Source organism: Microvirga arabica, assembly GCF_016811235.1.
Lineage (GTDB): Bacteria > Pseudomonadota > Alphaproteobacteria > Rhizobiales > Beijerinckiaceae > Microvirga > Microvirga arabica.
This window is the reverse complement of record NZ_JAFBID010000070.1, coordinates 12,755-34,897: the sequence shown is the minus strand read 5'-3', so window position 1 is coordinate 34,897 and position 22,143 is coordinate 12,755. Positions and strand designations below refer to the sequence as shown.

The following is a 22,143-nucleotide window of genomic DNA, read 5'->3' as shown; positions in this document are numbered from 1 at the left end:
CGTTTCAACACCATCACTTTGAGGGACAGCCACCCCGCTCCGCTAGCTCGTGAGCGGCAGGCCCATTACGGCATCTAACGGTCAACTTGGCTCTGAAACAATTTCCGGAACGATTGCCACTACGCGTGCATCGCACTGGATTTTTTGGTGAAGATTGCCTGGTGAGACTATCGCCATAACTACGGCAGCACGACCGAGACGGCCGATTAATCAGAATTCAGGGTTCGAGCGGAGGACCGTGACAAGAACTAGGCTGTTCCCGATCCGAGCAGATGCATCACAATCTATCAGCCCCGCCGCGGCTGCAGAGCCCGCGCCAGTTCGCGAATGACCGCATCCTCGATGCCGAGGTCATCGATCTCCCCATCTGCCTCGGCGTCCGGCGCTCGCACAGGAGCGGCTAAGGCCAGAGAAACATCAGCAGCAGGTGCGTCCGGCTCCCCGGCTTTCCCCTGAACCGGCCAGGTTGTGAATCGGTCCTCGAGCAGGTCAAGCAGGCTGTTGAGGGCGGCGTTCGTGACATCCACTTCCGGAGCCTCCGGAGCACCATCGAGAGCCAGGCGCCGGCGCTGGTAAGTGGGCTCCTTGCTGACCTCGGGTCCAAACCAGGGCAGCGGAGGCAAGTCCGGCTCACCCTCCGGCGCAACCTCAACCGCGACCAGATCGAGAGGACCGGGCCTGACGAAATGAAGGGTCTGGATCTCGTGTGAGCCGATGAAGAGCTTGGTCCGCACGTACTCCACCTGGCCATGGCTGACGGCCAGCAGGGCTTGGGCATGGGCCAGAGGCACGCTGGCCTGCTCATTGGGCGCTTCACCCTCCATGGCCTCAAGGATCAGGCTGCTCCGGGGCTCCTCGATCCGCACAAAGATGCCGCGCTGCGGCTGGTCGGGAAAGTAGCCCTCCAGCACCCGCTCACCTCCCCTCTCCTTCTGGATCAGGCGAGCCAGAGACGGAGCAATGAGAAAGTGACGATGCGTGCTCATCAGGCTTGTACTCCCACCGGTGCCTTTATTGGTCCTAGCACCCTGCTCATGGAATTAGGGCGCAGGGTTCAAGAGCGGAAGCAGCTTGAATTGCAAGAAGGTCGCGTAGTTAACCCCGACACTTGACCCCGTGGCCAGACACGGCAGGATAACCTGGCGAAAGCGCACCTGACGAGACTTAAGGAACATGCAATGGCGACTGGTACTGTGAAGTGGTACAACGAGACAAAGGGCTATGGCTTCATTCAGCCGGACAGCGGAGGCAAGGACGTCTTCGTTCATGCCACAGCCCTTGAGCGAGCCGGCATGCGCGGTCTCGCTGAAGGTCAGAAGATCTCCTACGAGGTGGAGGCTGACCGCCGCACAGGCAAAGAGTCTGCAACCAACCTGCAAAAAGCGTAATCAGCGGATAGTCGGGGAGCTTAGTGCTGGCTCGTCAAGCCGCTCCTGACAGAGCGGCTTGGTTGATCCTCCTGGGACCGCAGTCTCAGGCTGAGACCTCATCATGCCAAGTCGCCACGATGAACGTGAGACCGACAGCGAGACTGGAGAGGCCGTTCAAGCCTCTCACCCATCCACAACTCCCGCAACGGGCTGGCGTTAGGGCAATACAGGCCATAGAGCAAGCGGGCGTGCCCCTGATCGAGATGATGCCCTGATAAAATCGACCGCCCGATGCAGTACCTATGCCTTCAAACAAGAAGCGACAGCAGCCCTAGACGACCACCCTTCTATTTCCTAACAACCAATGACTATCGACCTGCGATCTGCCTGTTCAGACGACTACGCCTTTGCTCTCAGTCTTTATGTCGAGACGATCAAACCTCTCGCAGGGACCTGGGGCGAGTGGAGGGAGGAGGACCAGCTGGCCCAGTTTGCAAGCCTCTGGCGTCCAGCCGATACGAGGATCATCACGCTCAGTGGCGGAGAGGACATCGGCTGGGTGGAGTTTCGCCTAACTGGGGACGAAATCTTCCTGAAGCAACTATATATCTCCCCTGCTCATCAGCGGCGCGGGATTGGCTCAAGGGTCATGCAGCGGTTGATGGAGGGGCTTCGGGGGACAGCGAGGACCATGGCTCTCTTCGTTTTGAAGAATAATCCTGCCTTTCGGTTCTACAAGCGGCACGGGTTCTCGATTGCACAGGAAACAAGAACGAAGTTCGTGATGCGTCGCGAGATCGACAAGGCAGCCTGACCAATCCTCTTGAATGCTGACTCCCGACGCAGCGAAGTTCAACGCTACACTGATCCTGGGAGGAGCCATGAACATCTTCGTGCTGACGGGGGCTGGCGTGTCGGCCGAGAGTGGCTTGGGCACCTTCCGGGACAAGGATGGGCTGTGGTCCCGCTTTGATCCGATGAAGCTCGCTACGCCAGAGGCATTTGCTCACAATCCGGACGAGGTGCATGCCTTCTACAACATGCGCCGCCAGAACCTCCTGTCAGCAGAGCCCAACGCCGCTCACCGGGCGCTTGCCCGCTTGGAGGGCGGTCTAGCCGAGCGCGGCGGTAGCCTGTTTCTGTGTACCCAGAACATCGACGACCTTCACGAGCGGGCGGGCTCGCAGCGGGTCTTCCATATGCACGGCGAACTGCTCAAGGCCCGTTGCACCGCCTGCGGTGGAACGATGACATGGCATGAGGATTTGAGCGTCGAGGTCCCCTGCCCGTCCTGCCGCCGTTCAGGAGAATTGAGACCTCACGTGGTCTGGTTCGGCGAGATGCCTATGGAGATGAATGCAATCTATGATGCCCTCCTGGAGGCAGACCTGTTTGTTGCCATCGGCACCTCGGGCTCGGTCTATCCGGCTGCCGGGTTCGTGTCGGAGGCACGGGGCCATGGCATCCGCACCTGTGAGATCAATCTGGAGCCCTCCGACAACGCCAGACAGTTCGATGAGGGACGGTATGGTCCAGCGAGCGAGGCCGTCCCAGCGTGGGTTGAGCAGGTACTATCTTAGGTAAGTGCAGGGGCCAAGACGGGTTTATGGCCCCGATCCACGCTCGCCTACATACGAGAGCCATTACGCTGGCGCACAGCCGGACGAGATGCATCGTCCGGCTCTGACTCACGTTCGGCGGAGGTGTCCATGCGAGCATCCGCGCATGAGGTCGAGAAGTCGCGCGCAGGTGCTCTTCAGGACACCGGCTTCGGTCATGCACGCGTCATCACGTCCAGCGACCCATGTGATTGCAGGAAGGCAGACAGGGAACGTTCGATCAGAGCACGATCGAGACCGTCGACGATGAGGACGAGGCGCGAGCGGCGGTCCTCGTCCGGCCATACCGCCATGTGCACGGGAGGGTGGACCAAATGCTGCACGCCATGGACGGCCACGGGCGCGGGCGAACCCGCAACGTTGAGGATGCCCTTGACGCGCAGGACCGCTGTCCCGTGGCGATTGAGCAGCATGGTCAGCCAAATGCCGAATGCCGTCCAATCAAGCGGCTTGTCGAACACCAGAGCGAACGCATGGATGCCGTCGCAGTGGCGGCTCGGGTTATGGCCATGGCCAGCGACGTTGACGATGTAACGCACGCCATCGGCCCCGTCCCCGAGCGCCCTCCTGAGGGCAGCGATGTGCGACCGCAAGCTGCTCTCGTCGACCGTGACCTCCTGCCAGACCTGAGCCATGAGCTCTTGCCGGGTCACCACCCTCCCGGCATTGCCGACCAGCACGATGAGGATGTCCAGGGCTCTGCCCCCCAGCGGAATTGTTTCTCCGTCCCTGACCAGACGCCGTTCGGCGGGGAACAATCGAAATGGCCCGAACCCGGCGAACGGCAGCGCAGGGGGCGAAGGCTGCTGCCCTGCACCCGGAGGCACCGCTCCCGACTCAGGCGTGTCGTTACCGAGGCCCAAGGCTCCCTCCTTGTCCCCGTCCGGCTACGTCATCGAAGCTCGTCGCCGGACCGGGACCTGATCCCGTCTGCACTGACGCACTTCAGAACCGTGATGGTGGGGCTTCCCCGTCTTCCGCATCTCCCCAGCAGCGGCAAGGCTAAGCTGAGGAGGGTCAGGAGCACAAGTTACAACATGGTGACCATGGAATGAACGGAACCCTCGGGGGCGAAACACAACTCCGACTCGACGGCGCTCCGAAGATTCTGCTCCTATGGTCTGAGCTGCTGCCGGGCGGTCCTGAAGAAGGGATTCGGGATCTGCCCTACCTCACCCGATGCGACCCTCCTCGCCACTCAGGGGGCGGCCAGAACGGAATCTTCTGGGCGAGACGCCGACCGCGCGGTGGATGGCACTTCCTGCACACCGGGTCATGGCCGCAATGCATGCGGCCATGACCCAGTGAAGGCTACACGGCGACCGGGCGGTCGTAGTAGTGCCTCACGTCCTGGTGGCGGCGCAGGTTTTCCGGGCGGTACGGCTTCATCTCGTCGTAGTGAAGCACGAAGCCGTGTTCGAACCGCTCCTTGACGGACGGATGGAGCACCGCGTCTTCGGGCACATCCCGACGCCCCTTCTCCCAGAAATGGCCGAAGCGGCCGGTCTTGCATTCGTCGTGCTGCGGCCCGGCCGAGGACGGGTAGAGCTGGAGCACATCGGGGTCGATCCTGATGCCGTGGGGCACGGCCTGCGCGGCCTCAACCATCCATTGCAGCGCGATGTCGGACAGGCGGGATTCGTTCTCCGGATAGCTGCCGCCCACATCCGAGTGGTTGCCCGCAAACCAGACCTGCTCGAAACGCCCGCCCTCGTTGTCCATGTCCTCGTTGGTCCAGGGTACGCGCGCGAAATCGGCCCTGTTTTCATCGATGGACAGGGCGTGCTTGGCGTAGAGCACATCCGGATTGAGCTGGTTGTCGTAGAACTTCATCTTGAGATGGGTGACGTGCAGCGTCTCCCAGAACGTGTAGCCCTCAAGACCGACGGCGTATTTCACGTAAGTTCTGAGAAAGCCCGCCACGGCGAGAAATAAAGCTGCGGCCGCAAGGAGCCCGGACCAGACCCAGAACGTGGAGGCCAGCAGCGACAGGAGCCCCGCAATCGCCGCCATGACCGCAATGGCACCAAGGCCCAGCAGCGCCATGAGGCCGTAGCTGCCCAGGGCCGCGACCGTGTCAAACACGCCGATGAAATAGGGAATGGCGTTGGCCTTGCCGGCAGCATCCGAGCCGTGCTGCGCCCGGAAGCGCGCGGCAAGGGCCCTCCTCTGATCGAGATAAGCCTCGTCCTTCGGGGAACTCACGTGCTGGTAGATTGTCTTGACCGCCTCGTCCGCAATGGCGCGCGTGCTTTTCGGATCGCGCCGCAGGGGCGTGCCGTCCTTCATGGTAGTCGGCACACCGCAGAGGCCAAGCACGGCACCGAGACACCGCACCGTGTAGGCACCGCGGCTGAAGCCGAACAGATAGATGCGATCCCCCGGCTCCCACAGGGTCAGGATGGCTGCGTAGCAGTCGATGATGTTGGCGGTCAGCCCCAGGCCCATCGCCTGGCTCACCTTGTTGTAGACCCATCGCCAAATGCGGACCGGGGTTGTGGACCCGAGCGCCTGCGTGCCGAGACCAGGATCGTAAAACGCCAGTTGTTCGGAAGGATCGATGGAGGAATCGGGCCCAATCCGCGTGGCCCTGAACAGCTTATAGATGTTGCTACGGCGCTCGTCCGGCAGCAGCCCGCCAGCCTGGCCGGTGCCATCGGAGAAAATGAGAATGTTCTTGCCCGCCATCGGCCCACCCTCTACTGTTGGTTGTATTATTTAAACCAAGCAAGACGCGGCCCGGCAAGAGCCGCCCGTTTTTTATCCCCTTGGCTTTTGCTGCGGCCGCAAAGGGTGCGCTCCGTTCAACCGCAGGATCACCGCTGACGGGTTGGTGTTTCCTCTCGTGCATGAAATGTAACCCGTCATGAGCTCTGCCCGCCTCTGCAGCATCCATTGGCTTGTCCCGGCCATAACGCGGTAAGAGGGCGAGCTAATGTTCCATTTTTGTTCTTGATAGCCCGTCAAACCTTGGCTATAAAGTTGCGTAGATTTGTTCCTTTCAAGGGGCGCGCTCGCGAGGCGTCCCAGTGTGGGAGCAGGCACGGTCCCGCCGCAGGGTTCACACCCCTGGAATGGCGGGTGCCGATCCTGGCTCTGACCAGGTCCGCTGATACAAACCGTGCGCGAAGAGGCAGTCTGGCTCTTCCATTCACTCACACCATCGAACCGGGCTGCCCCACGCGCCCCCCTCGACAACCTTCAGGCTCGCAGATCACGCTGCGGGCCACGAGGTGCTGGCTGCAAGCAAAGAACTCCTGATGCCGAATGATAAGATTGGCCGATGACGTAAGGGAGCCAAGTATTTACTGAATTTTCATGGTGATACGGCGACACTTCGTCAGAAGTGCAATTGGACTTAGCTGTTTCAGCCGCTCCGAATGTCAAGCCGAGGTTTCACGCTTTCTCTCTTCTCGCAGACCAACGCCGATGTCGGAGCCAGACTCGCCGCCCTCGACCGATCGCAGGCCATCATCGAGTTCGATCTTGAGGGCAACATCCTGAACGCCAACCGCAACTTCCTCGACACGGTGGGCTACACACTCGACGAGATCCGGGGAAGGCATCACGGCCTGTTCGTCGATTCCAATTTCCGCACCAGCGCCGAATATGCCGCGTTTTGGCGGAGCCGGCGCGAGGGCGAGTATCAGGCCGCCCGCTACAGGCGCTTCGGTAAAGGCGGGCGCGAGATCTGGATCGAGGCGAGCTACAACCCGCTTCTCGGCCGGGACGGAAAGCCATTCAAGATCGTCAAGTTCGCCACGGACATCACCCGCCAGATGCAGGAGCAGGCGGAGATGAGGGGCCAGGTGGAGGCGATCCGCAAGTCGCAGGCCGTGATCGCCTTCGATCTCGACGGCAACATTCTCGAAGCCAACGACAACTTCCTCGCAGCCGTGGGCTACGTGCTCGACGAGATCAGAGGCCGGCATCACAGCATGTTCGTCGATCCGGCCCTGCGCGGCGGCGGCGAGTATCAGGAGTTCTGGCGCAAGCTCAAAGCGGGCGAGTACCAGGCGGGCCAGTACCGGCGGTTCGGCAAGGGTGGCCGGGAGATCTGGATCGAGGCCAGCTACAACCCGATCCTCGATGCGTGCGGATGTCCTTACAAGGTCGTCAAGTTCGCCACCGACGTAACCCAGCAGGTCAACCTGCTGGGCCACCTGCGCCAGATCATCGACAGGAGTTTCGGGGACATCGATGCGGCTCTCGACCATTCGGATCATGAGGCGCAGGAGGCCACGGCAGCGGTCACCAGCACATCCAGCAACGTGCAGATGATGGCCTCCGCGGCCGAGGAACTGGCGGCCTCCGTGGCCGAGATTTCCCAGAGCATGACGAACTCCCGGGCGGCCACCGAGACGGCCTTCAACGAGGCCAGGAGCGCGAGCGAGTTCACCGACAAGCTGTCGGCCGCCACCGCGGCCATGGGCGGCATCGTGGGCCTGATCCAGAACATCGCCGGGCAGATCAACCTGCTGGCCCTCAACGCCACCATCGAGGCGGCCCGCGCGGGTGAAGCCGGCCGGGGCTTCGCCGTCGTGGCGACGGAGGTCAAGAACCTGGCCGCTCAGGCGGCCCGCGCCACCGAGCAGATCACCACGGAGATCGACGCGGTTCAGAACGTGTCCAGCGGCGTCGTCGAGGCGTTGGCGAAGATCCAGGGTCGGTGGAGACCATGCGCGACCACGTGATCAGCGTGGCAACAGCGGTGGAGCAGCAGAGCGCGGTGACGCAGGAGATGTCGTCGAACATGCAGGGCGCCGCTCACTCCGTGGCGCGCATCTCCAACAACATCGGGGCGATCTCATCGGCGGTCGGCCGCGTGTCGCAAGCCGTCAGCACCACGAAGGAGGCCGCGGTCGTCCTCGCCCGGTGAAACACGGCACGGGCTCCTCAAGGCTGGCATCGCCATTGCCGTGCCGGCCGCTTCGGCGGTACAATTGACGCATGTCGAACGAGCTGCGCTTCGCGAAGCATCGTCTTCCATCCGGCCTTGGGCTGCACGTGGCCGAACAGGGTCTGCGGAACGGCCCTGCCGTGCTGATGCTGCACGGCTATTCCGACTCCTGGTTCTCCTACAGCCGCATCCTCCCGCTGCTCCCGAAGGATTGGCACGTGATCGTGCCTGACCAGCGCGGGCATGGGGAATCCGACCGGCCCGATGGAAGCTACGCGCCGGCCGATTTCGCCGGGGATGCTCTGCGCCTCCTGGATCGTCTCGACATCGAAAGGGCCGTCGTGGTGGGCCATTCGATGGGGAGCTTCGTTGCCCGCTCGATTGCTGCCCGGCACGCCGAGCGTGTCGAGCATCTGGTCCTCGTCGGCTCGGCCGTGACGGCACAGAACGAGGTCACGCAGGATCTGATGCGCGAGGTCGAGGCGCTGGCGGATCCGGTCGGGGAGGATTTCGTCCGCGCCTTTCAGGCCAGCACGATCTGCCGTCCCGTGCCTGCGGAATTCTTCGAGCGGATCGTGGCCGAAAGTCTGAAGCTTCCGGCGCGCATATGGAAGGCCGCGCTGTCAGGCCTCCTCAGAGCCGATCCCGCGGCGGATCTCGCTCGCATCCGCTGTCCCGTGCTGATCCTCGGAGGAGAACGGGACAGCGTCTTCTCGCAGGCCGAGCAGCAGCAACTCGCCTCCCGCCTCCCTGGCGCGAAACTCAAGCTCAGCCCCGATTTAGGGCATGATCCGCACTGGGAGGCGCCGGAGGATTTCGTGTTCGATCTGCTCGACTTTCTTCGAGGTTCGCCGTTCGCCAGCCGGGCCTCCACCCCATCGTGAGGCGATCTTTACAACCCGCTCTCCCCGGCTCCGCTCCCAGGTTCGGACACGAGAGCGGATCGGCGAGTCGCCCGCTCGGCCGCCTCGTCGGCGCATTTCTCCAGGTGCGCTCCCTTGTTGATCACCTGGAGATTGGGCGCACCCCAGAATGCCAGCAGATCCGGCCAGGGCTTCGTGCGGTGATCGGACCAGACGGCGAAAAGCGGAACGCGATGGTCCACCTCGGCGGTCTTGAGCAGGCGGCGGCCGGTGGTGGCGCATTTGCGCTTCTGGCGCAGCTTTAAGGCCTTCAGGTGGTCGGGCGGAGCCGTCCAGAGCTGCCAGGCCACCACACAGGCTGCGTGCCAAGTGGCGTTCCGGTTCGGCTTGCCGTCATCCCAGAGATCGCTGTGCCATCCGAGCCGATACACCGGCTGCCCGCACACGCAGCAATGCCCAGGCCCGCGGGCGTAGGCCGCCTCCCGGTAGGGCGCCGGCGGCATGCGGAACGTGAGCGGCAGGCCGGTCTCCTTGTCGGATCCGAGCCTCCACTGCCAGCCGGCGGGCTGTCCGGTCCTGGCTGCAAGCGCCCGCGCTAGCCGGTCGGCCAGGAGCGGCCGGTGCCGCCAGTAGGATTCCACCGCCCGGCGCTGGGTCGGGGGGATCAGCGGCTGCCGCAGCGCATGGGCGAGCACACAGGGCGGGAAGAGAGCCGAGAGGCGCTTCTCGAGCCGCGCACGGGCCTTCTGGTTCTTCTCGTCTCGCCAGGTGGACATTTGAATGGGCAGCCTCGTGGGAATCGCTTGCACGTCTGTAGCTGCAAGGCTCGTCGAGGTGAACTGCCCGTGCGAAGATGCCGCCGATTGCGGAGCCGCGGCGCATATTCTTGACAACCGATCTCAAGAGGCAGAGCCTTTCGCGAGCGGCAGATTTTCCTTCCTGACCGCTGTGTATGCGTCCGCCACATCACCCTATTCGGGAGGTCGCGATGCAACTTTTATCCCTCAAAGCAGCCATTTGCGCTTCGGCTGTTCTCTTCGTTCTCACACCTGCCACCGCGCAGCAGCACCAGCATCAACATGTCATGGCCAATCCCGGTGACGTCGCCTGGAAGGATGGACCTCCGTCCCTGCCCAAAGGCGCGCAGATGTCGGTTCTCTACGGGGATCCTGCGAAGGACGGCGTGTTCGTGATGCGGCTGAAGCTCCCGGCCAACTACAAGATCCCGGCTCACACCCATCCGGTCGATGAAGTGGTCACCGTCATCAGCGGCGAGTTCAATATCGGCATGGGAACCAACGTCGATCCCGCGCAGATGAAGCCTATCGCGGCCGGCGGCGTGATCGCCATGGCGCCGGGCACCCAGCACTACGTGCAGATCAACCAGGAAACCGTGGTGCAGCTGAGCACGCGCGGCCCCTGGGGCATCGCCTATGTCAATCCGGCGGACGATCCGCGCAAGTCGCAGTAGAGGTTGCCGACGGCAGGCATGAAAAAGCCCAGGCTCCGGGGCGAACGAGCGGGATGCCTTCGCATCTCTCGCCTCGCCTGCTACGGGCCTGGGCTGATCGGGTCCAGACGGGCACTCGCATCGTCAGGCGAGCGCAGGAACAGGCCATGCCGGATTACATCCGTCCTGACACGGCCTCATCGAAGCGGGCGGTGACGCCCGCCGCGTTTCGAAGTCCACAACAATGTCCGCTGGGTCAGCCTGATATGGGGATTGAGTTGGCGTCCGCAAGGGGTGAAAACTCGGAATTTGTCATCAAGCTCAATCACCCCAAGGGGCGTTCGGAAGGGCATCGAGCGGGATCTTGAGATAGCGTCTGCCGTTGCTCTCCGGCTCCGGCAGACGACCGCCGCGGATGTTTACCTGCAACGCGCTCAGGATAAGCTTCGGCATCGGCAGCTCGCGGTCGCGTCCTTCACGCAGGGCCACGAACTCCTCCTCAGTGGCAGCCTTCAGGAGATGGCTGTTCTCCCGGCGCTGCTGGTCCACTGTGCTCTCCCGTTGCGCAGCACGGCCGCCAGGCATGTAGTCATGGCCCGTGAAGAGACGCGTGTCGTCGGGAAGCGCCATGATGCGCTGGATGCTGTGCCACAGCGCCTTGGCCGAGCCGCCGGGAAAGTCGGCCCGGGCCGTCCCGCTGTCGGGCATGAAGAGCGTGTCGTGAATGAACGCGGCATCGCCCACCAGATAAGTAATCGAGCAGAGCGTGTGGCCGGGACAGAACATCACCTCCACGTCCAGGTTTCCGATCTTGAACCTCTCCCGGTCGGGGAACAGCCGGTCCCATTGCGAACCGTCCGTGGGGAAACTGTCGGGCCAGTTGTAGAATGCCTTCCAGAGCTTCTGGACCTCCACCACCTTCTCGCCGATCGCGGTCGGTGCGCCAGTCCTGTCCTTTCGATAGCCTGCGGCGGAGAAGTGATCGGCATGCGGATGGGTGTCGAGGATCCATTCAGGCCTGTAGCCCTGCTGCTCGATATAGGCGAGGAGTTCATCCGCGGATGATGTCGTCGTCGCACCGGACTTCGCCTCGAAATCGAGCACCGGATCAATGATGGCGCAGCGTTTCGTGTCCGGATCCGCGACGACGTACTGCACACTCCCGGTACGCTTCTCATAGAACCCCGTTACGATAGAGCGGCCGTGCAGGGAGGGCGCAATCTCAGCTGTCATAGCGGCAACTCCTCTCAACATCTTGCATGTGAAGCGACTTGGGCCGCGACAGTCGCGGTGAGGAACGGCCGTTCGGAGAGTGACCTGCGATCATTGCCGCGGCAAGGCGCCGACGCCGACTACGGGTTATCCTGATCTTAACCAAAATGCCGTTCAATCAGCCACAGTTATGAGTATCGCTTCCTCACAGCGCCTCCAAGCCTGATCGCAGGCTCCGGCGTGTCGGGAGGGGCCCGAGTTGTTGCGTAGAGTTTGCCATGGCGCACAAGCCTTATTCGTCCCTTCGTCACGCCCCTCTCCGGCGGAACCGCAGCCTGCTTCCGACGGCTCTTCTCGTGGCGATCTCGCTTTGTCCCGTGGCCCTCTTCGTCGATTTCGAGCAGTCCGGCGGCATCGCCCCCGAGGCCTTCCCGATCAGCACCGCCGGAGGTGCGGCGCCTGAGCCTGTGAAGACAGCGCTGTCCCTCGACCCAGCGCTCATCAACCCCAACCCCACCCTCCGGCTCGGCGCCCTCGCCTTCAGACAGGAAGCCCCCGTTGCACCCGGCTTCCGCTCGTCCGTTCAGCGCGAGACCCGCACCACGCCTCCAGAGCCCACCCCTGATCCGGCGCCGCCCGCGGCGATGGCCCAGGCGGACATTCCGGCGCCTGTGATCGTGCCTCTGCCAGTGCCGCGGCCGGCAGACCTGAGAGCACCCAGAGCATCCAGTTCCACCCAGGTGGCCAGTGCGCCGACCGTTGCTGCGCCTCGTGAGCCGGCAGCGCCGACTGCCGCACCAGTGGACAACCGAAATTTCCTTGAAAAGCTCTTTGGCGTCCGTCCGTCCAACCCGCCTGACGCGGCGCTGAGCTATGCGGCGCTGGATCGGGGCACTGGCAGCATCGCGCCAACCGCGCGCTTCGGTCTCGGCAACAATCCCGCGAGCCCAGGCACGGCCGTCTATGACATCGTTGCCCAGACGGTCTACATGCCGAACGGCGAGAAGCTGGAAGCCCATTCCGGGCTCGGCGACATGATGGACAACCCGCGCCACGTGAACGTCCGCATGAAAGGCTCGACGCCGCCGGGCACATACATCCTCACTGATCGCGAGGCGCTCTTCCATGGGGTGCGCGCCATCCGCATGAACCCGGTGGGCGGGAGCAGCGCCATCTACGGCCGCGATGGCATCCTGGCCCATTCCTATCTGCTCGGGCCGCGCGGAGACTCGAACGGATGCGTCTCATTCAAGGATTACGATAGGTTCCTCCAGGCGTACCTCAGAGGTGAGGTGAAGCGCCTGGTCGTGACCGCAGGCCGCGGGCAGGACCTGCTGCCTCCGATGGCAGGGAACCGCACCGCCCAGTCCCGCCGCGTCGCTCGCGCTATCTAAGCCGCCGCCCCTGGCCTTGCGACCCTGTGCGCCTAGTTCCTGAACGGACGGCGGCACAGGAGGAGCGGTATGGTGCAGGATGTGAAACGGGGAACGAGGTGGCATGCTGCGCAATATGCGCTGCGGCCCTTCCTCATTGCCACAACCCTGCTCAGCGCATCCGTGGGGGCCGCCCATGCTCAGGGCTCGGGCTACCTCTTGCCTGCCCCTGCCAAGGACAATGTGCAGTCCAAGCCCAAATACGATTGCGGCACGCCCGATGCACCCGTGGTCACCCTCGACACGCAGAGCAAATACAAGCAGGACGACGCACAGCGTGCGAACATCGACGAGGATGCCGAGGAAAGTTATTCAGAGGCCGTCGAGCCGCTGCGCGTCTATGGCCGCAATCTGGTCAGGATCGCGAACGCCTATGTGAAATCGAACCCGAAGAACACCGCTGCAGCCTCCTGCACCCTTATCTGGCTCGACGCCTGGGCCTCTGCGAAGGCCATGACCGACATGCGTTCGAAGCAGGCGCACTTCAATCTGGGCCAAGCTCTCGGCGGCTTCGCGCTGGCCTATCTGCAGGTTCGCAACGCGCCGGGTCTAGCAAACGATCAGAAGCAACGGGTTGAAGCCTGGCTGAAGACTTTGGGCCAGCAGATCGTCGGGTTCATGGACAAGAACGACGCAGCATCCAGCCGGAACAATCATCGGTATTGGGCGGGCCTGGGCGCCACGGCGGCCGGGCTTGCTTCCGACGACAAGCAACTTATCCGCTGGGGCCTCGACAGCGCCCGCGTCGGTCTTGCGCAGATCACGCCGGACGGAACCCTCCCGCTTGAGATCAAACGCGGCAAGCGCGCCCGCGACTACCACATCTTCGCCGCCGAACCTCTCGTGACCACGGCCGAGCTGGCGCGCAGCCAGGGGATCGATCTCTACGCGGAGAACGGCGGAGCCCTCCAGCGGCTGGTGGACAGGGTGCTGGGCTCCCTCAACGATCCGTCATTCTTCGAAAAGGCTACCGGCACCAAGCAGGAAGCCTATCCGGGTGACGGCACCGTGCCGCCATCCCGCATCGCCTGGCTCGAAATACACCAGAGCCGCCGCCCCTCGCCGGAGGCCGAGGCCGTGCTGAGCAGGAAGCGTCCAGCAGGTTCAAGCGAGATCGGCGGCAACACGACGCTGCTGTTTCACGACGCGGAGTGAGGGCCTAACGGTCAGGATCTAGTCGCCCCCAGTTCATGCAGGGTTTCGGCGTTGGGGCAATATTCCGCGGAGTGAGCCGACGCCTGCCCATGGGCAAGATCGTCCCGGCAGCGCACGGCCGCTGTGCATCCCGAGCAGGTGAGGCTCATGTCGCGCATGAGGGCGGCATGGATCTGCCGGATTTGCTCGGAGTCGAGAGACAGCGCCTCCATGAGGCGCGGCAGCTCGGCTGCGGCGTCAGGACCCCGCGCCACGAGGACAGGCAGCATCTCCGCCGATACCCCGATGTCGCGGGCCAGCGCATCTCTCTGATCCTTGTCCAGCGCATCGAACTCATGCGCCTGCGCCCAATTCGCCTGCCATTGCCTGATCGTCGCGCCCAAACCCATGGTCGCCTCCTCCATGTTCCGGGCGAGATTACGGGAGCGGAAGCACACGCGCTTTGATCCATCGCAAACCGGCATCTCCAGGCGAGACCCCGCCATTGCAGCATGCCCGATCTTTCGGCATACCCACTGCGCAAGCGTTCATGGAGCACGTCTGACGCATGAAACCCGGGATCAGCATCACATGCATCGGCGGCGCGGCCGTCGACCGGAAGTACCGGGCCTTGAATGCGATCCGGCAGGGAACCTCCAATCCCGTCCTGTCTGAGCGCTCCTTTGGAGGAGTGGCCCGCAACGTAGCGGAAAACATGGCCCGGCTCGGCGTGACGGTCTCACTGGCATCGATCCTCGGCAAGGACGAGAACGGTCGAGCCATTCTCGACGATCTCGAAGGTCTCGGCATCGGCACACAGTTCATGACGATCTCGGATCGGCATGCCACGGCAGAATATGTGGCCGTCCTCCAGCCCGACGGCGAGTTGGCTGTTGGCTTGGCCAACATGACGATCTTCGACGAGATGACCCCTGCCCTGCTGCGCAGGATCGAGCCCGATCTCCAGTCAAGCTGGTTCTTTGCCGATTGCAACCTGCCGTCCGAGACTCTACATGCCCTCGTCGACATCGCTCATCGACAGCCGCTCCCGTTGGCCATCGACGCTGTCTCGACCCCGAAGGTCGCACGCCTGCCGCGGGATCTGACCGGCGTCGGCTTGCTGTTCCTCAATCTCGACGAGGCCTGCGCCTATCTTGGCGCATCCGAGGAAGCCCCAGAGAAGGCAGCCGCACGCCTCCTTGCCTGTGGAGCAACGCGTGTCGTCCTGACCCTCGGCAAGACCGGTCTCGTCGTGGCGGACCGATCAGGCGTCAGTCAGATCGGCGCCGTCGGTGCTCAGATCGTCGATGCAACGGGTGCGGGCGATGCCCTGATTGGCGCCACCCTCGTGGCCCTCCTGAAGGGCCACTCCCTCACGGAGGCCGCCCACCTCGGCACGGCAGCCGCGGCGCTGACGGTGGAGAGCACGACAAGCGTCCGGCCCGACCTGTCCTTCGCCTTGCTGGAAACCACTTTGTCCCTTAGAGCCGACCCAACGTTTGAACGGGAGCCCTCATGACTCACAATACCGCCGGCCGCTTCCTCGACATTGCTCCCAATGTGCAAACGGCTCTCGCATCGGGCGAGGCCATCGTGGCGCTCGAATCTACCATCATCACCCATGGCATGCCGCACCCTCAGAACGTAGCCACGGCACGGGAGGTGGAGGCGGTGGTGCGCGAGAACGGCGCCTTGCCGGCGACGATCGCAATCATTGAGGGGCGCATCAAGATCGGGCTATCGGATGCGGAACTCGACTGGCTCGGAACCGCCAAGGACGTGATGAAGCTGAGCCGGGCCGACCTGCCCTACGCGGTCGCCTCCCGGCGCCATGGCGCAACGACCGTTGCCGCCACCATGATCTGCGCCCACTTGGCCGGAATCCGGGTCTTTGCCACGGGCGGCATCGGCGGAGTCCATCAAGGCGTCGAGACGACCATGGACATCTCGGCCGATCTCGACGAACTCGCCCGCACGCCGGTGGCCGTGGTCTGCGCTGGCGCGAAAGCCATCCTCGACCTGCCGCGCACCCTCGAATACCTGGAGACCCGCGGCGTGCCCGTGGTCGGCTATGGAACTGACCGCTTTCCCGCCTTCTGGAGCCGCACGAGCGAGCTGCCCGTTCCCCTGCGCCTCGACACGCCTGAGGCCATCGCCGACCTGATCCGCACCAAGGAGGCGCTCGGCCTCGGCGGCGGCGTTCTCGTGGCCAACCCCGTGCCGGGCACCGACGAGATTCCGGCCCATGAGATGAGCGCCTTCATCGATGCCGCGATTGCACAAGCGAAAACCCAGGGTGTTTCCGGAAAGGCCGTGACACCCTTCCTGCTGTCCAATCTGTTTGAGCGGACCGGCGGACGAAGCCTCGCGACCAACATCGCCTTGGTCAAGAACAACGCGGCGCTCGCCGCGCAGCTAGCTGCATCCCTCGTCCGTTCTAGGTCTTGAGGATCAGCCGTTCACCTCGCTCCAGGCAGCCATCGCCTCGAATGCGATCGCGTGCCGCCTGGCCAGAGCATCGATATCCGTGGAGTACCCGCCACCGATGACGGTGACCATGGGAATGCCACGGCTGCGAGCCTGCTCGATCACATAAGCGTCCCGGCGGCGCAGCCCGCCGTCGGTGAGGTCGAGACGTCCCAGTCTGTCGTCGCGATGCGGGTCGACCCCTGCATTCAGGAAGACGAGCTCCGGCTCAAGCGCGTCGAGAAGGCGCGGCAGATGGGACCGCAGGACGTCTAAATAAGCATCGTCCTCCATGTGATCCGGCAGGCCGATATCCAAGTCGCTCGGGATCTTGCGCACAGGGTAGTTCTTCTCCGCATGCATGGAGAAGGTGAAGAGATCCGGCTCGTCGCGCAGGCAGTCCGCCGTGCCATCGCCTTGGTGAACGTCGAGGTCGACGACGAGAGCCCGCTGGATCGTGCGGTCTGCCCTCAGCGCCTTGGCCGCGATGGCGACATCGTTGAAGACGCAGAAGCCCGCTCCGGTTTCCCTCTGCCCATGATGGGAGCCTCCGGCCGTGCTGCCGGCAAGTCCATGCTGGAGCGCAAGCCGCGCCGCAAGCAGCGTCCCGGCAGCGGATGCCCTGGCGCGGCGAACGACGCTCTCGCCGACCGGAAGGCCAATGCGCCGCTCGATCTCGCGAGGCACCGAGCAGGCGAAGACCTGATCGACGTAAGCACGATCATGAGCCAGCGCGATCAGATCGGCCGAGGCCTCACCCGGGACCACGAATCCGTTTGGGGCAAGGCCCTTCTCCGCCAGCACCTCCACCAGGCGTCCATATTTCAGCATCGGGAACCGATGATCGTCAGGAAGCGAGGCCACGTATGCTGTGTGGGAGACGATAGGCACTTGCTTCATGGCTCAGCCTCCGGCGATGGCCTTCTCCGCAAGCCGCACGGCCGATTCCCGGGAGCGCGCTCCGCAGATGAATCCGCTCGGATGGCAGAACACGCCGTCCTCGATCCCGGCGACTTTCGAGAACTCCGTCTCCTGCAGGCCCCGCCAAGCCTCGGGCAGGGACAGCCGCTGGCCGAAGGAATTCGGCTCCGGCGGAATGGTGCGGCAGTACCAGGCGCTCAGATCCTCGTTCGGATAAATGACGAAGAGAAGATCGCTCAAGCCGCCCTCGAACACCGCCTTCTCCCAGGGCAGCTTGCGGTCGAGAACGATCACGCGGGCATCCTGCGCCCTCCTGGCTGCCGCCATTACGAGAGAGAGCGCCTCAGCCTCGGCATGGGCCTGCCAGCAGGCCCGGACCAGGATTCCCCGGGCGAAATCGGCCGCTTCGAGGAAGGCGTCGTCATAGCCTTGGCCGCTGTTCCACGTCGGATTGAAGGCCTCGATCAGCAGGGCAAAATGGCTCTGGCTTGCGGTGGCGACCCCGTTGTCCGCTTGGTCGATGGCCAGGATGAAGGTCGCGTCGATATCCTGCCAGACGGATTCCAGCACGTCCTCGCTGATGCTTGGCACAAGCCGCGGCAGGGCCTTGCGCCCAAAATCCCGCCAGATCAGGCCGACCGAGCTGTAGGGCGTCCCGTCCTCCCGTCGCGGGAGATCCCGCATGTGGTGGTCGTACCGGCCCTGGGCAGGGTCGTAGGTCCCCCCGACGTCGAAGACGATGTCGGCAGACTCGATCATCGCCATGTCACGGGTCCGGACAAAATCGAACGCCTCCAGGGCATCGCGCAGGACGGAATAGGCGAAAACGTCATCGGCATGGAACGTGCCGCTATGGGTGACTATCCGCATCGCTCTCCTCCGACCAGGGTCGGCTACTCCGTATCGATTACACAAGTCCGCGATAGCAGAGCTATACGCTCAAGATAAGCCGTTCCGGACCAATCCTTTATGCTCATTCCGGATAAATCTCGAACGGGCCTGCAAGGCGCTTGACCTTACCATCGTGGGAACGCCTACAGATTCTGGGCCCTTGAGATGAAAGGATCCCGGCCATGCATCTTTTTCACGTTCCGGGCATGAATTGCGGTGGCTGCATTCGCGCCATCGCACGAGCGGTCCAGGCCCTCGATCCTCAAGCAAGAGTTGAAGCCGACTTGGAGACCCGCACGATCAAGGTGGCTTCAAGGCAAAGTGAGGCTGCGCTTCTCAACGTCTTGAGCAACGGGGGCTACCCGGCAGAGCCGGTCGCCCGTCCTGCTGCATGAGGAGGCAAACATGCCTGCCGAAGCCCATTTGCACCATCATCACGGCGCCCCGTCGAAGAATTCGCTGAACCGCACCGCCCTCAGCGCCACAATCCATTGCCTTACGGGCTGCGCCATCGGCGAGATCCTCGGCCTTGTCATCGGCACAGCCCTCGGCTGGGGAACGGCACAGACCATCATCCTGGCTATCGCCCTCGCCTTCCTGTTCGGCTACGCTCTGACCATGCTGCCACTGCTTCGGAGCGGCCTGCCCTTCGGGACTGCGCTGGGCCTCGCCTTTGCTGCAGATACGGCTTCCATCACCATCATGGAAATCGTGGACAATCTGATCATGCTGGCAATTCCGGGCGCGATGAATGCCGGCCTCACCAGCCCTCTGTTCTGGGGAAGCCTTACCGTGGCCCTTCTCATCGCCGGCGCGTTTGCGTTCCCGCTCAACCGCTGGCTGATTGCCCGCGGACGGGGTCATGCGGTCGTACATTCAATTCACGGACATAGATCCTAAATCATGAACTCATTGTCAGGAGAACCATCATGAAATATCGCATCATTGCTCTGGCCACGGCCATCGCAGTCCTGCCCACCCTTGCAGCTGCTCAGGGTACCCATGGCGGCCATTCCGGCCACTCCACTCCCGCGCAGACGGCAGGTTCGCCTGATACGTCCGCAACCCAAGGCTATAAGCGGGCGAATGAAACAATGCACAAGAACATGGACATTGCCTTCAGCGGCAATGCCGATATCGACTTTGTGCGCGGCATGATTCCCCATCACCAGGGCGCCATCGACATGGCGAAGGTGGCTCTTCAGCATGCGAAGGACGAACAGGTCCGAAGGTGGGCCCAGGATGTCATCCGCGAGCAGGAGCGCGAGATCGCCGAGATGCAGGCTTGGCTCAAAAACAAAGGGGTTCAGTAGTTACGCCCAGATCAAGCCTGGCAGGCGATGGCTTTTCTCCCTGACCTCTGTATCAGGATGCTGCCACGAACAGGCGGGTGAAGCGTTAGTGGATATCCCCTGCGGGCGAATGGAAAGGAAGAACGATGTTCACGCTTACGATCAGCGACAAGCCTGTTGCCATCACCAATGCCAATGAGGAAGAAGCCCGCGAACTCCTCATGAGCGAGGAATTCAAGGACGATCTCAAGGTCCTCGAGAGTGAGGGCGCTCCCCTCTGGGACGGCTTTGCCAGCCTGAACGTCAGACCGGCGACCGAGGAAGAAAAGGCCGAGTTCGAGGGAGCCGATTTCGACGAGGACGAAGAGGATGATGATGAGGAGGAAGGCCCTTACATCATGTTCCTGGTCGATGTGACCGATCCCGATGAGGACGATGAGGGCTAACACCCCGAAGGTTCGAAAGCCCTGCTGATATGGCAGGGTTCAAGCTTCGTCGGTCCGGGTATCCGGGCCGACGCACAGGAGGAGACTTTCATGAGTTCGACCCTGCCGATCAGCCGACGGGCACTGCTTGCAGGCTTTGCCGCGTCTGGCCTGATCACGGCGTCACGGGCTTCTTTGGCCATTGAGACCCTGCCGAAGATGGTGGTGACCAAGGACCCGAACTGCGGCTGCTGCACCGGGTGGGTCAAGGATGTGCGGGCGGCAGGTTTCAACGTCGAGGTTCTCGAATCCTCTGAGGTGAACCGCCTGAAAGCGCGTCTCGGCGTGCCCGAGGCGCTGGCCTCCTGCCATACGGCGGAAATCGGCGGCTATGTGATCGAGGGCCACGTTCCGCCTGCCGCAATCAAGCGGCTGCTGGCCGAGAAGCCTGAGGGCAAGGGTCTGGCCGTTCCCGGCATGCCGGTCGGATCACCCGGCATGGAGGTCGAGGGCGTGGAGCCCGACACCTACGAGGTGGTCCTGTTCGGTCCCTCCGGACAGCGGACCTATGCACGCTACATCGGGAGCCGCGAAGCCTGACGAGGCGGGAACACTCCAGGATTCGCGCCGTTGGCCCGGCATGAGTTGGCTTGTTCAACCCCGCCTTGTGAACGATCCCTTCAGCGATCCGGGCCTTTACCTCGACTTCCGCTATGGCCGCCGCGCCATCCTGTTCGATCTTGGCGACGTCAGCCCACTCTCATCCCGCGAATTGCTGCGGGTGAGCCAAGTCTTCATCTCTCATATGCATGTGGACCACATCGCCGGCTTCGACCGGCTGTTCCGTCTCTGCCTTCACCGCCCTCACCCGCTGACCCTCATCGGCCCGCCGGGCTTCATTGCTCAGATCGAACATCGCATCCGAAGCTTCACCTGGAATCTGCTCGACGAGAACTCGGTCGATTTCTGCCTCTGCGCGATGGATTACAACGGCTCTCGCCTGACCGGGGCTGCTGAGTTCCATGCCCGTGAAGCCTTCGCCCGACGCAATGTTGCGCCGCCCGATTTTCCGGACGGTATCGCCTGGATGGAAGACGAGTTCAGGATCGAAGCTGTCGCGCTCGACCATGGCATCCCGTCGCTCGCCTTCGCCCTGCGGGAGGTGCTGCAGGTGAATGTCTGGCGCGGCGTGCTGGCCGAGATGGATCTTGCACCCGGCCCGTGGCTGAACGAGGCCAAGCGCGCCGTCCGACTGGGTCTGCCGGATGACAACATCGTCAGTCTGCCGGGCGGCGGATCCATTCCTCTCGGGGATCTCAAGCACCGGGCCCTGCGGGTGGCTCCCGGACAGGTGGTCGCCTATGTGACAGATGCTGCTCCCCATGCGAACAACTGGGCCAAGATCCTGCGGCTTGCCGACAAAGCCGATCAGCTCTTCATCGAGGCCGTGTTTCTGGAATGCGACCGCCCGCTCGCAGTGGCATCGCGGCACCTGACCGCCTGGGCCGCCGGCGCTCTCGCCCGTGAGGCTGGCGTCCGGCATGTCACGCCGTTCCATCATTCGGCCCGCTACCTGTCGGAGCCTGATGTTCTGCGGGATGAGCTCTATGCGAGCTTCGGAGCGGCAGACCGGAAGGCAATTTCTGCCTGACTTCAATCAGTGAAAATCGCCTCATGGATCTGGCGCGGGTCGGGCCTGCGGCTGGAATTGAACCGGACGACGCGGTAGCCGCAGGATTTCAGGATCCTGTCACGTTGCGCATCCTTGCGGGCATCGTGAGAACGGTCGTCCAGCTCGACCACCGCCAGCACCTCCATGTCCCGGACGACAACCCAGTCGACGCGGGTGTTGGAAATTCGCTTGAACGCCATCCAGAAGGCACGGCTGCCCTCCTTCGCATCGGGCCGAACTAGCGCGAGGATCGGAACCTGAGGCCAGATCTGGCAGTCCGGACATGCGGCGAGAAGGCGACCGTAAAACTCCCGCTCGTTCTCCGTCATGACCGCAGCGCGGCGGTAGCGCGGCTTCCGGGTCAGGAAGAGAACGAGCACCAGCAGGATGCCGAGCACGGCGCTGCCGGCCAGCCATGACCACGAGAGATTTTCGATCGTCATATCGCTTCGCCCCTGCCCTGCACCCGCTCAAACGTGAACGGCCAGGCTTTGT

At 63.2% G+C, this 22,143-nt stretch carries 23 protein-coding genes and 3 pseudogenes; 16 read left to right on the top strand and 10 right to left on the bottom strand.

The features are described from left to right. Positions 1–287: 287 nt before the first annotated feature. Entirely contained in the window at positions 288–986 is a 699-nt protein-coding gene (locus JQC81_RS25135; protein WP_203274536.1) for a CYTH domain-containing protein, read from the bottom strand. 192 nt (positions 987–1,178) lie between these two features. On the opposite strand from JQC81_RS25135, the gene JQC81_RS25130 reads away from it, so the two are divergent. The 3 genes from JQC81_RS25130 to JQC81_RS25120 all read left to right on the top strand — a co-directional run bounded on the left by JQC81_RS25130 (position 1,179) and on the right by JQC81_RS25120 (position 2,950). Beyond that, positions 1,179–1,388 carry a cold-shock protein gene (locus tag JQC81_RS25130; RefSeq protein ID WP_203274535.1) on the top strand — a complete coding sequence of 70 codons (210 nt, stop codon included), beginning with the start codon at positions 1,179–1,181 and terminating at the stop codon, positions 1,386–1,388. A 346-nt stretch (positions 1,389–1,734) separates the two neighbouring features. Next, positions 1,735–2,184 (top strand): GNAT family N-acetyltransferase, encoded by a 450-nt coding sequence (locus JQC81_RS25125; RefSeq protein WP_203274534.1) that lies wholly within the window; start codon positions 1,735–1,737, stop codon positions 2,182–2,184. 67 nt (positions 2,185–2,251) lie between these two features. Beyond that, the gene (locus JQC81_RS25120) at positions 2,252–2,950 is read left to right on the top strand and encodes an NAD-dependent deacylase (RefSeq protein ID WP_203274533.1); all 699 of its coding nucleotides are present in this window, start codon (positions 2,252–2,254) and stop codon (positions 2,948–2,950) included. A gap of 194 nt (positions 2,951–3,144) precedes the next feature. On the opposite strand, the pseudogene JQC81_RS25115 reads toward JQC81_RS25120, so the two are convergent. The 3 genes and pseudogenes from JQC81_RS25115 to JQC81_RS25110 all read right to left on the bottom strand — a co-directional run. Then, positions 3,145–3,480: pseudogene (locus JQC81_RS25115) on the bottom strand (CobW C-terminal domain-containing protein); the annotation flags it as partial. A gap of 27 nt (positions 3,481–3,507) precedes the next feature. Then, a pseudogene (locus tag JQC81_RS33445) lies at positions 3,508–3,816 on the bottom strand (winged helix-turn-helix domain-containing protein); the annotation flags it as partial. 484 nt (positions 3,817–4,300) lie between these two features. Next, a complete protein-coding gene (locus tag JQC81_RS25110) occupies positions 4,301–5,677 on the bottom strand; it encodes a T6SS phospholipase effector Tle1-like catalytic domain-containing protein (protein ID WP_203274532.1) in 1,377 nt (458 codons plus the stop codon). A gap of 692 nt (positions 5,678–6,369) precedes the next feature. Between JQC81_RS25110 and JQC81_RS25105 the strand changes: the two are divergent. Both JQC81_RS25105 and JQC81_RS25100 read left to right on the top strand, forming a co-directional pair. Then, positions 6,370–7,868: pseudogene (locus JQC81_RS25105) on the top strand (methyl-accepting chemotaxis protein). Positions 7,869–7,939: 71 nt separating this feature from the next. After that, a complete protein-coding gene (locus tag JQC81_RS25100; protein ID WP_203274531.1) occupies positions 7,940–8,773 on the top strand; it encodes an alpha/beta fold hydrolase in 834 nt (277 codons plus the stop codon). Positions 8,774–8,781: 8 nt separating this feature from the next. Here JQC81_RS25100 and JQC81_RS25095 read toward each other — a convergent pair whose 3' ends face one another. Next, positions 8,782–9,528 carry a hypothetical protein gene (locus JQC81_RS25095; RefSeq protein ID WP_203274530.1) on the bottom strand — a complete coding sequence of 249 codons (747 nt, stop codon included), beginning with the start codon at positions 9,526–9,528 and terminating at the stop codon, positions 8,782–8,784. A 212-nt stretch (positions 9,529–9,740) separates the two neighbouring features. Here JQC81_RS25095 and JQC81_RS25090 point away from each other — a divergent pair, with 212 nt between their 5' ends. Beyond that, the gene (locus tag JQC81_RS25090; protein ID WP_203274529.1) at positions 9,741–10,223 is read left to right on the top strand and encodes a cupin domain-containing protein; all 483 of its coding nucleotides are present in this window, start codon (positions 9,741–9,743) and stop codon (positions 10,221–10,223) included. Positions 10,224–10,523: 300 nt separating this feature from the next. On the opposite strand, the gene JQC81_RS25085 is transcribed toward JQC81_RS25090, so the two are convergent. Beyond that, complete coding sequence (locus JQC81_RS25085) at positions 10,524–11,435, bottom strand: MBL fold metallo-hydrolase (RefSeq protein WP_203274528.1); 912 nt, start codon at positions 11,433–11,435, stop codon at positions 10,524–10,526. A gap of 257 nt (positions 11,436–11,692) precedes the next feature. On the opposite strand from JQC81_RS25085, the gene JQC81_RS25080 reads away from it, so the two are divergent. Together JQC81_RS25080 and JQC81_RS25075 are read left to right on the top strand one after the other, a co-directional pair. Then, positions 11,693–12,808, top strand: coding sequence for a tlde1 domain-containing protein (locus JQC81_RS25080; protein ID WP_203274527.1), 1,116 nt, complete (start codon positions 11,693–11,695; stop codon positions 12,806–12,808). Between the two features lie 69 nt (positions 12,809–12,877). Next, complete coding sequence (locus JQC81_RS25075) at positions 12,878–14,002, top strand: alginate lyase family protein (protein WP_203274526.1); 1,125 nt, start codon at positions 12,878–12,880, stop codon at positions 14,000–14,002. Positions 14,003–14,013: 11 nt separating this feature from the next. On the opposite strand, the gene JQC81_RS25070 is transcribed toward JQC81_RS25075, so the two are convergent. Next, positions 14,014–14,487: a DUF6455 family protein gene (locus JQC81_RS25070; protein WP_203274525.1), complete on the bottom strand. Its 474-nt coding sequence runs from the start codon at positions 14,485–14,487 to the stop codon at positions 14,014–14,016. Positions 14,488–14,549: 62 nt separating this feature from the next. Here JQC81_RS25070 and JQC81_RS25065 point away from each other — a divergent pair, with 62 nt between their 5' ends. Together JQC81_RS25065 and JQC81_RS25060 are read left to right on the top strand one after the other, a co-directional pair. Continuing rightward, a complete protein-coding gene (locus JQC81_RS25065; protein WP_203274524.1) occupies positions 14,550–15,500 on the top strand; it encodes a carbohydrate kinase family protein in 951 nt (316 codons plus the stop codon). Next, the gene (locus tag JQC81_RS25060) at positions 15,497–16,429 is read left to right on the top strand and encodes a pseudouridine-5'-phosphate glycosidase (protein WP_203274523.1); all 933 of its coding nucleotides are present in this window, start codon (positions 15,497–15,499) and stop codon (positions 16,427–16,429) included. The genes JQC81_RS25065 and JQC81_RS25060 overlap by 4 nt, the downstream gene beginning before the upstream one ends. A 3-nt stretch (positions 16,430–16,432) precedes the next feature. Here JQC81_RS25060 and JQC81_RS25055 read toward each other — a convergent pair whose 3' ends face one another. Together JQC81_RS25055 and JQC81_RS25050 are read right to left on the bottom strand one after the other, a co-directional pair. After that, positions 16,433–17,347 (bottom strand): histone deacetylase family protein, encoded by a 915-nt coding sequence (locus JQC81_RS25055; protein ID WP_203274522.1) that lies wholly within the window; start codon positions 17,345–17,347, stop codon positions 16,433–16,435. A 3-nt stretch (positions 17,348–17,350) separates the two neighbouring features. Continuing rightward, on the bottom strand, positions 17,351–18,238 hold the full coding sequence (locus tag JQC81_RS25050; RefSeq protein WP_203274521.1) for an MYG1 family protein: 888 nt from the start codon (positions 18,236–18,238) through the stop codon (positions 17,351–17,353). Between the two features lie 203 nt (positions 18,239–18,441). Here JQC81_RS25050 and JQC81_RS25045 point away from each other — a divergent pair, with 203 nt between their 5' ends. From JQC81_RS25045 to JQC81_RS25020, 6 genes are all read left to right on the top strand, one after another. Next, complete coding sequence (locus tag JQC81_RS25045) at positions 18,442–18,654, top strand: heavy-metal-associated domain-containing protein (protein WP_203274520.1); 213 nt, start codon at positions 18,442–18,444, stop codon at positions 18,652–18,654. 10 nt (positions 18,655–18,664) lie between these two features. After that, positions 18,665–19,159: a DUF4396 domain-containing protein gene (locus JQC81_RS25040; RefSeq protein WP_203274519.1), complete on the top strand. Its 495-nt coding sequence runs from the start codon at positions 18,665–18,667 to the stop codon at positions 19,157–19,159. A gap of 29 nt (positions 19,160–19,188) precedes the next feature. Continuing rightward, a complete protein-coding gene (gene copM / locus JQC81_RS25035; protein WP_210347267.1) occupies positions 19,189–19,572 on the top strand; it encodes a CopM family metallochaperone in 384 nt (127 codons plus the stop codon). A 125-nt stretch (positions 19,573–19,697) separates the two neighbouring features. Then, complete coding sequence (locus tag JQC81_RS25030) at positions 19,698–19,997, top strand: hypothetical protein (RefSeq protein ID WP_203274518.1); 300 nt, start codon at positions 19,698–19,700, stop codon at positions 19,995–19,997. Positions 19,998–20,087: 90 nt separating this feature from the next. Then, positions 20,088–20,576, top strand: coding sequence for a DUF411 domain-containing protein (locus JQC81_RS25025; RefSeq protein WP_203274517.1), 489 nt, complete (start codon positions 20,088–20,090; stop codon positions 20,574–20,576). Beyond that, positions 20,545–21,627 carry a ribonuclease Z gene (locus JQC81_RS25020; RefSeq protein WP_246520648.1) on the top strand — a complete coding sequence of 361 codons (1,083 nt, stop codon included), beginning with the start codon at positions 20,545–20,547 and terminating at the stop codon, positions 21,625–21,627. The genes JQC81_RS25025 and JQC81_RS25020 overlap by 32 nt, the downstream gene beginning before the upstream one ends. Before the next feature lie 2 nt (positions 21,628–21,629). Here JQC81_RS25020 and JQC81_RS25015 read toward each other — a convergent pair whose 3' ends face one another. After that, on the bottom strand, positions 21,630–22,091 hold the full coding sequence (locus JQC81_RS25015; protein WP_203274516.1) for a DUF2726 domain-containing protein: 462 nt from the start codon (positions 22,089–22,091) through the stop codon (positions 21,630–21,632). Positions 22,092–22,143: the final 52 nt, after the last annotated feature.